This is a genomic window from Lacipirellulaceae bacterium (genome assembly GCA_040218535.1).
Classification (GTDB): domain Bacteria; phylum Planctomycetota; class Planctomycetia; order Pirellulales; family Lacipirellulaceae; genus Adhaeretor.
On record JAVJRG010000012.1, the window covers coordinates 669,200 to 682,393 of the forward strand.

At 56.6% G+C, this 13,194-nt stretch carries 10 protein-coding genes; 3 read left to right on the plus strand and 7 right to left on the minus strand.

Going from position 1 to position 13,194, the window contains the following annotated elements:
• Window positions 1-195: 195 nt before the first annotated feature.
• Both RIB44_16860 and RIB44_16865 read right to left on the minus strand, forming a co-directional pair.
• Window positions 196-3,273: a pre-peptidase C-terminal domain-containing protein gene (locus RIB44_16860; protein MEQ8618243.1), complete on the minus strand. Its 3,078-nt coding sequence runs from the start codon at window positions 3,271-3,273 to the stop codon at window positions 196-198.
• A 163-nt stretch (window positions 3,274-3,436) separates the two neighbouring features.
• Window positions 3,437-3,982 carry a DUF456 domain-containing protein gene (locus tag RIB44_16865; protein ID MEQ8618244.1) on the minus strand — a complete coding sequence of 182 codons (546 nt, stop codon included), beginning with the start codon at window positions 3,980-3,982 and terminating at the stop codon, window positions 3,437-3,439.
• 164 nt (window positions 3,983-4,146) lie between these two features.
• On the opposite strand from RIB44_16865, the gene RIB44_16870 reads away from it, so the two are divergent.
• Both RIB44_16870 and RIB44_16875 read left to right on the plus strand, forming a co-directional pair.
• The gene (locus tag RIB44_16870; GenBank protein ID MEQ8618245.1) at window positions 4,147-5,037 is read left to right on the plus strand and encodes an ion transporter; all 891 of its coding nucleotides are present in this window, start codon (window positions 4,147-4,149) and stop codon (window positions 5,035-5,037) included.
• Window positions 5,038-5,172: 135 nt separating this feature from the next.
• On the plus strand, window positions 5,173-6,462 hold the full coding sequence (locus RIB44_16875) for a hypothetical protein (GenBank protein ID MEQ8618246.1): 1,290 nt from the start codon (window positions 5,173-5,175) through the stop codon (window positions 6,460-6,462).
• Here RIB44_16875 and RIB44_16880 read toward each other — a convergent pair.
• The gene (locus RIB44_16880) at window positions 6,459-7,277 is read right to left on the minus strand and encodes a hypothetical protein (GenBank protein ID MEQ8618247.1); all 819 of its coding nucleotides are present in this window, start codon (window positions 7,275-7,277) and stop codon (window positions 6,459-6,461) included. The genes RIB44_16875 and RIB44_16880 overlap by 4 nt on opposite strands.
• Window positions 7,278-7,621: 344 nt before the next feature.
• On the opposite strand from RIB44_16880, the gene RIB44_16885 reads away from it, so the two are divergent.
• Entirely contained in the window at window positions 7,622-8,446 is an 825-nt protein-coding gene (locus tag RIB44_16885; GenBank protein ID MEQ8618248.1) for a hypothetical protein, read from the plus strand.
• On the opposite strand, the gene RIB44_16890 is transcribed toward RIB44_16885, so the two are convergent.
• The 4 genes from RIB44_16890 to RIB44_16905 form a co-directional block, all read right to left on the minus strand.
• Entirely contained in the window at window positions 8,349-9,110 is a 762-nt protein-coding gene (locus RIB44_16890; GenBank protein ID MEQ8618249.1) for a PEP-CTERM sorting domain-containing protein, read from the minus strand. The genes RIB44_16885 and RIB44_16890 overlap by 98 nt on opposite strands.
• Window positions 9,111-9,289: 179 nt before the next feature.
• A complete protein-coding gene (locus tag RIB44_16895; GenBank protein MEQ8618250.1) occupies window positions 9,290-10,231 on the minus strand; it encodes a hypothetical protein in 942 nt (313 codons plus the stop codon).
• Between the two features lie 27 nt (window positions 10,232-10,258).
• Window positions 10,259-11,962, minus strand: coding sequence for a hypothetical protein (locus RIB44_16900; protein MEQ8618251.1), 1,704 nt, complete (start codon window positions 11,960-11,962; stop codon window positions 10,259-10,261).
• 21 nt (window positions 11,963-11,983) lie between these two features.
• Window positions 11,984-13,177: a hypothetical protein gene (locus RIB44_16905; protein MEQ8618252.1), complete on the minus strand. Its 1,194-nt coding sequence runs from the start codon at window positions 13,175-13,177 to the stop codon at window positions 11,984-11,986.
• Window positions 13,178-13,194: the final 17 nt, after the last annotated feature.

Sequence of the window (13,194 nt, forward strand, 5' to 3'; positions counted from 1 at the left end):
AATTCATAGCTGGCCAATCACATGAAGCGTAGGAAACGTGAATACAATGGAATCCGCTCTGGGATTCTCGACGTCTACTTGCTCCGTTCCGGTACTCTCTAGAGCTATGAATCCGCCCCTTTTCGCATTATGTCGAGCGGTTACCGCGAAGTCAAAAAGAAGGTTTCGGGGCCACTTGTGGCTTAGCCCCAGAACTTAACCAAAGTAGCTAAGCCGCGAGCGGCGGTTGGCGAACGTTAATGCGAAGAGTGCGAGGATCGCCGTGCTCGGTTCGGGGACGGCTGCGAGCGAGCTTGGTGAAGAGCCCGTGAACTGACGCTGCCATAGGAGGAAATCGGAACCGTCGACGACGCCGTTTTCATTCGCGTCACCGTCGGTACGGATGACATTCAAGTTATCGCCGTAACCGCTGTTCCAAATGCCTAGGTCGATGCCATCGACCGTGCCACTGTTGTCGAAATCGGCTGCGATGGTGGCTGCCGAAACGACATTCAATGAGACGGCAATCCCGCCTGGGTTGATCTCCCAATCAAGCCCCGCGCCGAGGTCTGGCAGATTGAGCGTATCGAACACGCCACCGGCTCCGCCATCCACGGAAAGCAAAGCGAAAGAATCGCCAAGCTGCGGATCGTAAACTCCGCCACCAAGGTCGACAAGCTCCACGGTCAGCGTGCCGTCAAGCATTGCCGTCCCGTCAACGAGAAGCTGATCGAACTGACCGACGGTGGTGCCTCCGATTTCGAAGATCAGCTCGCTGGTCGAAGTCAACGTGAGATTGTCACTGAGGCTCAGCGAAGCAATCGAATCCGTCAAGTCCGCGTCGCCAGGAGCGATACGTCCGTTGGTAGTCAGGTTGCCGTTGACCGTGCCGTTGCCGGCAAGGGTTGAACCGGACTGCCAACTATGCGTACCGGTCAGCGTCAGGCTTGCACCGGCATTCACCTCAACGATACCGGAGATCGTACCACTGCCTGAAAGCGTGGTCGCGCCCGCTTCGAGCCGCACAGGGCCCTGCGAACTGAGAGTGCTCGTAATGTTGAGCGTGCCAGCTTGGCTCATTCGCAGTCCACCGCTGCCTAACTGCAACGGGCCATTAAAGTTGACAGTCCCTACGGGGCTGAGCAGCACTTCACCTATTCCTGAAGTTGAGTTCACTGAACCTGAGAAATTGGTGATGGCGGAATCCTCGTTCTGAATAGTCGTTGCCGCGGCGATTGTCACGTCGCCGGTGAAGTTCGCCACCACGCCCTGCTCGACTAGTAACAGGCTATTTGTAGATCCGCTCCCGGTATTCGAAAACTCAAGATCATCCGCAAGCGTAGCGCCCGCTTCGACTTGAAATGTGCCATCGCGTTCAATCACGGTATTGCCGACCGCACTTCCCAAGGCGGTACTATCTTCAGCAATCGCGATAGCCCCTGAACGAACGATCGTCTGTCCTGTATAGGTGCTTCCACCACCGAGGAACGCTGTGAGTTCTTCGGCGATTACCGTCCCCGAGCCGCTCACGTTACGAACGGCTTCAAAGTCGAAAATTCGGATGGTTCCGTTGTTCACCACGGATGTCGGCGCATTGGGAAAGGTGTCCGCATTGGTCGATACGCCCTGATCCCCCACATGCAGTTCACCGCCCGATTGGATCTCGAACGTACTGCTCATCGCCCCGGCGAGCGACGCGTTCATGACCAGCGTCCCTCCGTTGGCAACGGTAATGGCAGACTGCATCGCGGAGAGGTTGCCAGTCAGCTTAAGGGTCCCGGAGTTGATTTGCGTTGGCCCGGAGTAGCTGTTGCCATCACTCTCAATCACCACGGTGCCTGTGCCGTTGAGTATCACACTCCCGCCGGAGATCGCCCCACCGCCGGTGATCGTGTAGTCGCCGCTGGCGTCAAAGACAATCGCATCCGCGTTGACCAATCCGTTCACCTCGACAGTACGCCGATTGAGCGGCGAGGTATCGTCGAAACGAACGTTATCAAGGTTCGCAAATGCAATGGCTCCTGAAGTTGACGAAAAATTCGCGTCTCCGTTGGTGCTCCAAACAGAACTGACCTGCCCTGTCCACGTTAAGTCCAACGGATCGCGACTGGTGAAGATCGACAGTTGGTAAAGCTGAACGTTGTTATTCGTACCGGTGACCCGGGCAAAGTAATCGCCAGGGGTTAGTTCCGTGGTGATCGTCTCGCTCTGACCGGCGGCTGCCGAGTTACTGTTGGCGAGCTGGGTAACACCGTTACTTGCAAATAGGGTCAACCCGAGATTGCTCAGGGCGCGTGAATCGAAACTGCTTTGCGTGCCGCCCTCCGGTCCAACTTGGTAGACCGCTCCGCGAGGTACGAGGTCGAGCCGAATGTCGGCGGTCTCCGTGACGGTAAAGCGGAAGTAGTCTTGATCGCCATCGTCGTCGATACTCACGAAGTCTGTTTCGGCAGGGCCAACGGAGGTGCCGCTGCCTGAAGTCCCGACACTTGCGACGGTCGAGGTGTTGACGATCCCCAATGAAGTTGCGGTTCCGCTCGTATCGTTGCCGCCATTCTTTTCGAGCACGTCACCGTAACTTCGCTGCATCCCAAGAATGTCATCGTGTTGCGGGCCATCGAACGAGGTATTCAGCGTCGGTTCGATAAGGAAACTGGCGTTACTGCTTTCAACGTGCTCGAAACCCAGTCCGTGCATCGCTTCGTGCATAATCGTATTGCGCAGAAAGCGAGCGTTATTCGTCGTGCTGCCCAAGTCGGTACGGTCTGTGTTGAAGACCATATCGCCATTGTTGGGAAAGGAATTGTAAGCCAGCGTGCCACCCACGCTGCTGCCGAAGGAGTTGCCGCCGATGCGTACGTCCCCGCGAACTGAATTGCCGGAGGCTGTTCCGATCGTCGGGCCATCGTCGTTGGGCTGGTAAACGTAGCTAACGCCGGACAGCGAACTAAGCCGGCTGAACGAATCTTCAAAGTAGATGAACCAGGGACGAAGCGTATAGTCCGATCCGCCCGGCCCGGCGCCAAACTCCGAATCAAGGAACGAAATAAAGTCGCTCGGACCTGCGTCGGTAGAAGAACCACCGCCGAAGTTCACCGAATTGATAAACGTTCCGTCATCCACCAAGCTCCAGGTGACCGTCGTGGGAACACCTTGGGAGGCCGCCTGGGATCCAATGAAGCCATCGGTGGCTGTCGTGGTCCAACGATTGAAAATCTCGAATCCGTACACGCTGGTGCGCGGAGCGATCACACTGCAAGCGCAGACCAATACTAAGACGAACAATCGTCGCATGAGTTTCTTCGTTTCTGTTCCACTGAGGATGTCCTCGTCCACACTAGACGTGGGCGGTTGGGGAGAATGCCAAGAGAGGCATAGGACATCGCGACTTATATTATGGTCAAGAACTACGGCTGGGGCAAAGATCAGGTTCTGCCGGTTGTGGCCGTCCTACGGTCTACCACAGCAAGCTCGCTATCACAGAAACCATCATCAGCGTGGCGACCATTGCCTTCACGCCAGTGCCGAAAATGCGGCCTTTGAACGCCGCTCGCCCTACCCGCAATGACCGACGCGAGTCTTCTCCGCGAGTCATTTCGGCCAGAGTCGCTCCGCCGAAAGCCCCGGTCGCGCCCCCAAGGATCGCCCCCACGAGGGAACCGATGACAGGAATCGGAATTCCCATTCCCGCCCCACCAATCGCTCCGACAATCGAACCAACCAAGGCAAACCAACTCGCTCGACGGCTCCCTCCGGCCCGTTTCGTACTCCACATGCCTGCCAAGGTTTCTAACGCTTCCCCGGCAATCGCTTCCGCCAAGAACAGTGCAACGCCCGCCCAACCAATAGCCATCACCCCGGCTTGGGGACCGAACGCCGCATAGACCGCCGCGGCAATCACCATGAGCCAAGTCCCAGGCATACCAAACAGTGTGAGAACCCAACCAACAACGGCAGTCAGGGCGAGAGCAATTGCGGCGAGATAGGGGAGTAGTTCTTGCACGAGTGACCTCAATAAACCACAGAAAACTCACCAACGAAACCTAGCCCCTGGCGCAAGCCGGGGGTTGAAGTCTGTGCGAATACGCAACAACCCCGCGGCTTGCGCCGGGGGCTAGATGTAATACTCTGTCGCTCAACTTTTCGAATCCCGTTACACTATCTTGCATGTCTGACGAAGACCTTCTCATCGAACCCAATAAGCAGCGACCGGCAGCGGAATCTTCCGCGGGACTCACCGGCTGGCAACGTCGTTGGCACGACATCATCTTCGAGGCAGACACGCCCGCGGGCAAGGCATTTGATGTCACGCTATTGATCTTGATCTTGATCAGCGTCCTCGACGTGATGATTCAAAGCCTGCCAGCTTACCAAGAACACTACGAACCGCGCTGGGGTCGCACGCTTAAGCTCGTTGAGTGGGGCATCACGATCCTGTTCACCCTTGAGTACCTCGCCCGCCTCGCCTGCGTCGCCCGTCCCTGGCGTTACGCATTTAGTTTTTTTGGCATCGTCGATCTGCTTGCTATTCTGCCAACCTATCTCGCTCCTTTCATTAGCGGCACTCAAGCGCTGGCAACGATTCGCACACTGAGACTGCTTCGTGTCTTTCGCGTTTTCAAACTGGGAGATCACGTCGCCGAAAGCCAAACCCTTCTGAGAATCGTCAAACGAACACGTACCAAAATCACCGTGTTCCTTTCGGTGATCTCCGTCGCGATCGTGGTGCTGGGGACCATGATGTACGTGATCGAACATGAGGAACCCGACAGCGGCTTCACGAGCATCCCCATCAGTATCTATTGGGCGATCGTGACGCTGACGACCGTCGGCTATGGGGATATCGCCCCCGTGACCGTGCTGGGGAAAACCTTGGCCGCGGTGATGATGCTCATCGGCTACAGTATCACGGTCGTTACGATCGGCATCTTCGCCGCGGTGGTGTTGGGTAAAGACGAAAGCAAGGCGAAGATCGGCAGCCGCAGTTGCCCCAATTGTCTCAGTGAAGATCACGCGGCAGACGCGCGGTTTTGCAAAGCGTGTGGGACGTCGTTATGAATCTCCTACCAACGGACTCAAATTCTGCTGAAGCGATTGTTAGATCAGCGACGATAACTCCCTGAGTAGGCTCAATCTGTTCCCGCACAAGAGCCGGCAAAACACCTTCTCTGCCACTCATCGTTTGCTAGCATCATGCGCGGGAACTCTCCACTGCGGCGTTTGCCGTTACGTAATCTCTATGTATTCGTGACAGTGGCTGTTTTCTTAGCCGCTTCCGGAACCTACGCCCAGGAATCCATCCTTGGTAAGCCACCCTTGAAAACGGGTAGCTCGCCAAGCATCGAGGTCCGCACGGATACCGAGCTGTTTCGCTATATGCTCGATTTTCAGAATCGGCAGAACTCCAAAGAAGTGGCTCTCCTGCTGAATCATGAGAACTGGGATGGCGACCAACTTCGCGTTGTGCTTGGTGGGCAGGGGCGGTTCTCCTTGCTAGCAGCCGGCACGAACACGGCTGACAAGTTTCCTTACCTGGGTCGCTTCCCGACCGACTTTGCCGGCAACAGCGCGACCGACGCTCGCTTGCTGCAAGCCAACATGGGGGCCGCGGTGCATGCCGGTTCGTGGGTGAATCTCTACGGCGAGTTGCTCTTTTCTGACGTGTTCACGTTCCCTTCATTCAACCAGGGGAGCTTGCAAACACGCCAAGCGTACGCAGTGATTGGCGATCTCTCGCAGACTCCTTGGTATGCGTTTATCGGTAAGAAGAATCTCTCGTTCGGCGACATGGGCACCCTCAGCCCTTTTACCCAAGCGGTGCCTTGGCATTACTTCGGTGCACTGTCGGAAGGGATCGGTGTCGGCTACGCGGGCGAGCGATTCCACATTGCGGCCCAGGCCGTTAATGGAAGTCGTGGGATTCGAGTGGCTGACTCGAAAGAAAAAGGGAAGCTCGACAATCTGGCCACCAACATCATCTACACACTTCCCTTCAGCGATGAAGTGCAGCTGCAGTTGGGTGGCGGTTTTCTCCTGGGCACTATCTACGATGGCAATGTGGCAGAACACATCGACGCCACCGTCGTGGGTGATCGCAACTCCGCTTACGACTTAAATGCGCTCCTGCAAATCGGCGCGTTCACCTTCGCGGGGGAGTTCGTCTCGACGGTGGATGACTGGCCAGTCACCAACCACGAAGTACGAGCCTACCGCACCGAGGGGGCCTACGATACAACTTGCCTCGGAGTGCCCAGCCGCTTCTCCGTGAGTTGGAGCGAAGGCATCCAAGGCGACCGCGGCACCGAGTTCGAGTTCAACCGACAGTTGGTGATAGGCCTCGGGATGCAGGTCAGCAACAATGCCCTCTGCACCTTTGAATACGTGCGCAGCAGCGGCTTTGCCCCGCTGATCAACATCACCACGGTCAGCGATCGGAACGTCGTTCAAGACAGCGCTGTTCTAGGGCTTACGCTCGTTTTCTAGCGTCGACGCGCGTAACTCCCCGTCAGAATCAACAACACTCCGGCTATTACCAAAGTCCCCGGCTCGGGCACCGCAGTAATCGAGGCCGATGCCGCGGCCAATGTCGCGTCGAGCACTGCCATATCGGGCACGGCTTCACCCTGTTGGCGTTGGAGCGCGAGAAAATCGCTGCCGGCTGTGCTGCCATCCTCATCGAGATCGCCCACGGTATCTTGGCCGAAATGGTCGCGCCACATCGTGATGTCCGCACCGTTGACCAGGTCGTTACCGTCGAGATCAGCGAACGGGCGGATTCTGGCCAGGGCGCGAATATCGTACTCAAAGAAATCCGCCGTGCCGGGACCCGGCTCGTTCTCGCCGCGCATGTAGAGCCAACGGCCGATCTTCGCAGCGAATAAGCTCATCGGCTGACCCTGACCTTCAACGCCTTCAAACTTGTAAACGTCGAAAGGCGCACCCACGGGTAGCGGCGTTCCATCCAGCCCGCTCAAGTTAAGCGTGGCATCAAGATCAATCCCTGGAAAGGCCGCGGGGTGCAGCCAGAGCGCATCGACGTTCGCGAACTCAGCGTAAGGTTCGAACGCTGGCAACCAAGGACCCAAATCGCGCCAGCCCTCGATGAAATCGAACGTGCCGTAGATGGGGGCTTCGATTTCCCAGCCAGCAAAACCGCCGGTTTGTCGGAGCGTGCTATGCCGCGGCAAGAAGCGGTAGCTCGTTAATCGGTCGGGCGGCTGCGCCTCAGCTCGCGGTGCCGAAACTAGAGAACTGCTGACCAGAACGGCCAACACCACAACCCAAGAAAAGCGCTTCATGATCTTCATCCCACAGCACGACGCCCCTCGATGCTGGCCCTGATTTCCCATCCGCAGGATAGCAAATGCGACCTTCTCCAAGCAAGCCTTTTTCGACACCCCCCAATAGAAGGAATTCTTTGTTGACAGTGCCGTCACGCGAATAACCGAACGGATTCTTAAGAATCAAATCAAGAAACTCTATCCCGTTGATCCTGTAAATCCTGTCCAAGAATTCCGCTCAGTCGACGGCATGTCGCGTTTCTGCATCACCGTGGTTGCCTCTCAAGAACGATTCCTGACCTAGACTTCATTATGCTACGCTCACTCCTCGTTCTCATGGTCTAGAGGAATCGATGACTTCAATGTCCTGCAAAGTCTTTCAACTTCTGTTCGCTACGTTTCTTGTATTTGGCGTGGCGAAGTGCGTCCACGCCGCACCGAAGGTTGGTTCGCCGGAGTGGAAGCGAGAGCACGAGCGAAAGATGGCGGAACACAAACAGAAAATGGCGGAGCACAAACGGAAGTTCTCCTCGAGTAGTTCGTCGAGTCGTAGCTTTGAAAAGGGAGCGGCAGCCGCTCGCAAACGGTACGAGAAGTTTCACGCCGAACTCGAACGCGAACGTGCCGCCAAAGCCGCGCGTCAGCCCGTCGCACCAAAGTTCAACGCAGCCGCAGCTCCTTCGCCGCTGCACTGCCTGCTGGCCTTCCGCAAAGCAGCCAGCCGGGCAACTTCCGCTGAACAACTGCTTCCTTATCGAGCGAAGGTACTTCGCGACAACTATCGCACCTCACAGAGTTGGGGTTCCGACTACGATCACCTCCAGCACGATAAAGACATGCTCCTGGGGATCGTCCGCATCGACGACATTCGCATCAATGACGACATCGCAAAAATCCAGGTCGTCAACCGCTGTAAGCTTGGTAGCTACACCGAAGGTACCTTCACAATGAAGGGCGAAGGCAATCGCTGGCGGATGGAGGCCTACACTTCTGGCAATCTTTTCTACTCTCGCCTGCCAAACCCACCCAAGCACAAGAGCCGCGAGAAACGGGACTTTCCGATCTACGTAGAAAACTATCTCGCGAGGCTCAAGTCCGCCGACGGGCAGCAACTGCCGCAAGACCAGCAACAAGAAGAATCAGAGCCGACGGTTCCGGAACCACCTGAGCCGCAGCCTGAGAGCTAAGCGCTCCGTAGTCCGTTTGCCACTCGAGAATCATCTCAGGATCTACTCGTTGTAGCCCCAGCAAGTCGAGTCCGTCGACTTCGCCATCCAGGTTGAAATCCACGCCTGCCGACTGGGCATCAAGTTGGCTCCGGCCCTCGATGATTAGACTCGCGTTTGCAATCTGCACCTCTGGATCGGACACGATATATGTGGTCGCGAACAACGGCGGCGAGATAAAGCTCAACTGGAACTCGGCAGTTCCTTCGAGCCAACCAGAGTAGTCAGGCCCTTCATTGGCGAACCGACTCGTGCGGAAAGTTTGCTCATAGGTAAACTCCCCTCCAACCGACGGCAGAATCTCTTCGACGAAAGCCCACTCGCCGGTGGTTTCGCCTTGAAAACTACCGAAGATGTCCGCGGGCAGGGGAAACTGTCCGGGCTCATTCAGATCGCCATAGAGCCCCGGCGTGTGCGTCCCTGTGATTTGCACCGTCGCTTCGTCGATCTCTTGAAACGCTTCTCCCAGATCAATCGAGAGGGTGAAGAAGTCGTTCGAAGCGTTGACCCCTGTGAGCTCCGTAATCGGTATCACGTACTGCACCGCGAGAGCCCGCTGGCACGCGGCCACCAGCACTATCGACAAGAAGCAGATACTGACAAAGAGATGACGAAGTGGAAGCATGGTAGGAATGACTTCTCGCAAGGAATATTGGAAGCCTTCTCAAAATATCAGCCGCAACGCGTTAGCGTCCGGTTTTCCAGGTAACCGGGGGCTAACGCCCGGCGGCTGATGCGCTATTGAAACTGCTTCTAGCCAGTTTCAGAGTCTAGCGAAACCAGACCGAAGAACGCAAGAAAGGTTTATTTGCACCCGCGATAGATAATACGTCGCCGGGCTACTCCGCAACACATTCCAACGAGAAGGAGCAAAGCCCCCGCGGGTTCCGGAATCGGCTGAGTCGCAGCCTGAGAGCCGGCGGTGCCGTAGTCGCTCTGCCATTGCGGAATCAGCGAAGAATCGTCCCGCTGAATTTGCACAAAGTCCGACCCGTCGATCGTGCCGTCATTGTTGACGTCAGCAGACGGAGAAAGATTTACCATGAAGCTGCTGATAGCAAAGACAGTGCCGTCAACATCGAGCGTTACAATCTGTCCATCGACATCGACATCCTCAATGAACTGGATTGGTAATTCCAAAAGAGCATCGATCATGGTTAGCGCCCCCGCCATTCCGGTTGGCGTCAAGGTAATCGTCCCTAAGGTTCCAGGCGATGCATTACCGATCACCGGTGAGTCTGCCAAATTGATCGTTTGATTCACGGCACCCGTGGAAACCACGGTTCCTTGATTGAGAGTAATGTCAAACTCCGAGGCATCGAACTCATACTGAATCGCGCTGGTGGCGAGCATCGTCAAGGTGGCTGGCGGATTCGGCGTTGTCACATCGGCCACCGCATCATTCACTGAAACATTGACACCAAAAGTGGGAGGTGATCCTAAAGTGAACAAGAAAGGACTGAGCGGCGAGACTTCCGCCCCCGTGACAGTAAAGTCCGCCATCGCAGGAAACCCACCCGCGGTTCCGAAGTCGAGAGTCGTATCAATCGTCCCGCCCAACATTTGCGTATCGGTATCGCTGAAAGGAACGATAAAAACCGTGGAAGCTTCAATCGTGAGGCTCGACTGCTGCTCGTCGATCGTGAAGACGGTATCGACAGCAGTTGCAGAGCCGCAGAGAGCGAGGATAAAGGAAGGGGCAAGAAAAAGCTGCGTTAGTCGGAAAATATTCATACCCATCAGCATAGTTACTAAATCCAGAATCGCCTAACGTTATGAATGCGAGCGTCGTCCGAGGATTACCGTGGCAAAGACTGCGAAAAGAAGCCTCCAGCCGCTCGGTTCAGGGACAGCCTGCGTTTCAGCGACTGAATTGGCCCCGCTACCGTATTCCGTCAGCCAAGTAGGAATCAGTGGCGGATCGTCTCTCTGGAGCGAAAGGAAATCGAGGCCGTCGACATCGCCATCGTTGTCCGTATCCGTTGAAGAAGAACCCGACAGGTCAGCCACAAAGACGCCTGACGTGAAGTCGCTGAAGAAAAGCGTGAAGGCAAGCTGCCCCGCATCGTTGAAGCTGGTGCTGGAACCGCCCGTGCCAGCACTATTGAGAATTGGCGCAATGGCGGTAATCGTCCGGAGTTCTTCGGTGTTCGAATTGTCGTCCACATCAAACTGGTCGCCCTTGCGAACCACCATCTGCAGATCGCCGTTGAGGTCGGTCGCCCACAGGGCTTCATCATTCTGCGAAAAGTTCACGCCGGGACCGGAAAGATGCGACTTAAAAGCAACTTGGTTCTGATCGTTGAACGCTGGAAACGCGATCTGCGTCATAACGACCCCAGGATCGAGCCCGGGCGCCTGCTGTCCATTGTGCCCAGCGAGGGTTAGTGTTCTGCCTGTGTCTTCATACCAAACTCCGTCGACGAAACCGCCCCCCAGTTCTTCTGCTGTAGCAACTAGGATCACGTCACCCGACTCGTTCGCATCAAAGACACTGAAGAAACTGAAATCGTGATTGACCAAGCCCGGGGCCGGATCTCCTGTCTTGGCAATCGACCGTCCGCTTGAAATACTTGTGTCGTCGATTTGAAACTGATGAACACTCGTGCCGCTGACGAAGCCTTGGTATTCGGTAAATACAGTCACTTGGCCAGCATCGTTGACCTTCGGAACGAATAGGTCTTTTACCGTCGTCCCCGCAGGCAAGCCGAAACCGCTGTCGCCGGATTCGACTAAACCGGTGGTCGTAGGAAGAATGCGACCAGCCAGATCAAGTGCCGCGGATCCCGTGACGACAGGGGCCCACTTACGGAGATAAAGAGCCAACCGTCGACTAGCATTGGTGGTCACGGAATTGACTTCGACGACCTGGTTCGAGTCGACCGTGACCCCCGTTTGAGTAATCAATTGCTCAGGGCTGCCGCCCGATTGCGGAAGGTAGGAAATTGACGTTTCTCCCGAGGATGCAAGCGTGCAACGAAAGGTGCCATCGCCGGCGGAGTCGTAGCTCATTAAGCTGAGCGAATCACAGGTATCGCCGGTGCCAGCCACGGAGTCCCCCTTCTGAATGGCAAGGTCGGAAGTGCCGCCCTCACGGATGACGATGCCACGATCGTTTGCCGAGCTAATTGGTGCGCCATCAAACAAACTGAGAAGGGCCTGATCACCCTGATCGTTCGCGATCAGGGTGCCAAACACGTCGTAGGTGACCCCTGGGGCGGCGCCGGGAACTTGAGAACCGGTGAGGAAAGCGATCTGGTTTTGAGCAACAATCGCCTGTTCGCCCCCGGCCGTGTTCGCCGTGAAGACCGTCTGGCCATTTGTCAGAATCTGCGGCGCGACGAATTGCGAGAAATTGGTTAAAGTTTCCCCTTCGACAACGTCCCCCGTAAGAGCCGAAGTTGTGAATATCTGTGCCCGAGCTACGACAGACGTCAGTAGGAATAACGTAGTCAATAATAATGTGATACGTTTCATCGATCTCAACTTTCAAAAAACTCAGTCGACTCTGAAACTCCGAGCCTCTGCCGCAAGCTGCGAATGAACGATACTAGCAACCCGGGGCTTGCGTTGAGGGCAAATAAAAAGTGCGAGGGCCGCTAGACAAAGCAGCAAGCTCGCCGGCTCCGGCACACCCACCTCGGGAGTTGCTACAACAACGTGCTCGCCGTCAATGCAGTCGCCGTTGACCGAGCCGGCGAGGACTTCGATCGTTCCCAAGTTCTCGAACGTGCCGCTGGGGTGGTGGAGCAGTTCGATTCGTCCCGCACCGCCGCAGCCTCCGACATTCACTCCGCTTCCGCCATCGCCACCGTTGGCTTGCATGAGAGTCGCCGCATCAAGAGCAATCGACTGTCCGTGGACGAGGATTCCGCCGCCGCTACCTGCGCCGCCATCAGAAAAACCGTTCGCTCCGTCGCCACCGTTGGCGAGAATGGTTGCACCGGCGAAGTCCAGCGTTGAGAGCGCGCCGATTTCGAGCGCGCCGCCCCCGGCTCCACCGCCACCTCCCAGCCGAGTTGTACTTTGTCCGCCGCCCCCACCGCCGCCACTGCCAGCGAACAATAAGTCGCGTAGCGGATCACCATAAGGCAAACCGCCCGGGCGTTCGGTCACCGCAACGCCACCGCGACCTCCGCCCGTGCCGAAACCGGCCCCGGAACCTGAACCAACGCCGCTGACCGACGCACTGTTCGACCCATTCACGCCGTGCCCTGGACCGATCCCGTCGCGTTCCGAACTAAACGGTCCGCCATTGCCACCATCTCCTCCACCCGCAACGCCCAGTCCCCGCAAGCCGGTAACGACGTTGGGCACCGGTTCCGAGCCATCACTACCACTAACGTCGATCGTCCCCGAGAGCATCGCCGAGCCTTGAAACAGAATCGCGAGCGCCTTATCGCCAACAACCGTGATCGAATCTCCGCTGGCGAAAGTGCTCCCGCCGTTGAAAGCAAACACAGCAATGTCTGGCGCGTCCCCACCTTGCGGAACGACAATGCCTCCTGGAATCCCGTCGAAAGTCAGCGCATCGGTATCGATCGTAAAATCACCCGAAGGAAAAGCACCCAAGGATGAAAAGTCCCGCGGGTCGAGCGGTGCACTTTCAGCATCCGCTACGACGAGCATCGTTGCCGCCGCAACGACAAAAGTTACCTTCACCTTGAAGTGTGATAGGTTGGAAATACTCATGAGACCAACACTCCTCT

Coding starts and splice junctions, on each gene's coding strand:
- RIB44_16860 (MEQ8618243.1), bottom strand. CDS start 3,273: ATGCGACGATTGTTCGTCTTAGTATTGGTCTGCGCTTGCAGTGTGATC.
- RIB44_16870 (MEQ8618245.1), top strand. CDS start 4,147: ATGTCTGACGAAGACCTTCTCATCGAACCCAATAAGCAGCGACCGGCA.
- RIB44_16875 (MEQ8618246.1), top strand. CDS start 5,173: ATGCGCGGGAACTCTCCACTGCGGCGTTTGCCGTTACGTAATCTCTAT.
- RIB44_16880 (MEQ8618247.1), bottom strand. CDS start 7,277: ATGAAGCGCTTTTCTTGGGTTGTGGTGTTGGCCGTTCTGGTCAGCAGT.
- RIB44_16885 (MEQ8618248.1), top strand. CDS start 7,622: ATGTCCTGCAAAGTCTTTCAACTTCTGTTCGCTACGTTTCTTGTATTT.
- RIB44_16890 (MEQ8618249.1), bottom strand. CDS start 9,110: ATGCTTCCACTTCGTCATCTCTTTGTCAGTATCTGCTTCTTGTCGATA.
- RIB44_16895 (MEQ8618250.1), bottom strand. CDS start 10,231: ATGCTGATGGGTATGAATATTTTCCGACTAACGCAGCTTTTTCTTGCC.
- RIB44_16900 (MEQ8618251.1), bottom strand. CDS start 11,962: ATGAAACGTATCACATTATTATTGACTACGTTATTCCTACTGACGTCT.
- RIB44_16905 (MEQ8618252.1), bottom strand. CDS start 13,177: ATGAGTATTTCCAACCTATCACACTTCAAGGTGAAGGTAACTTTTGTC.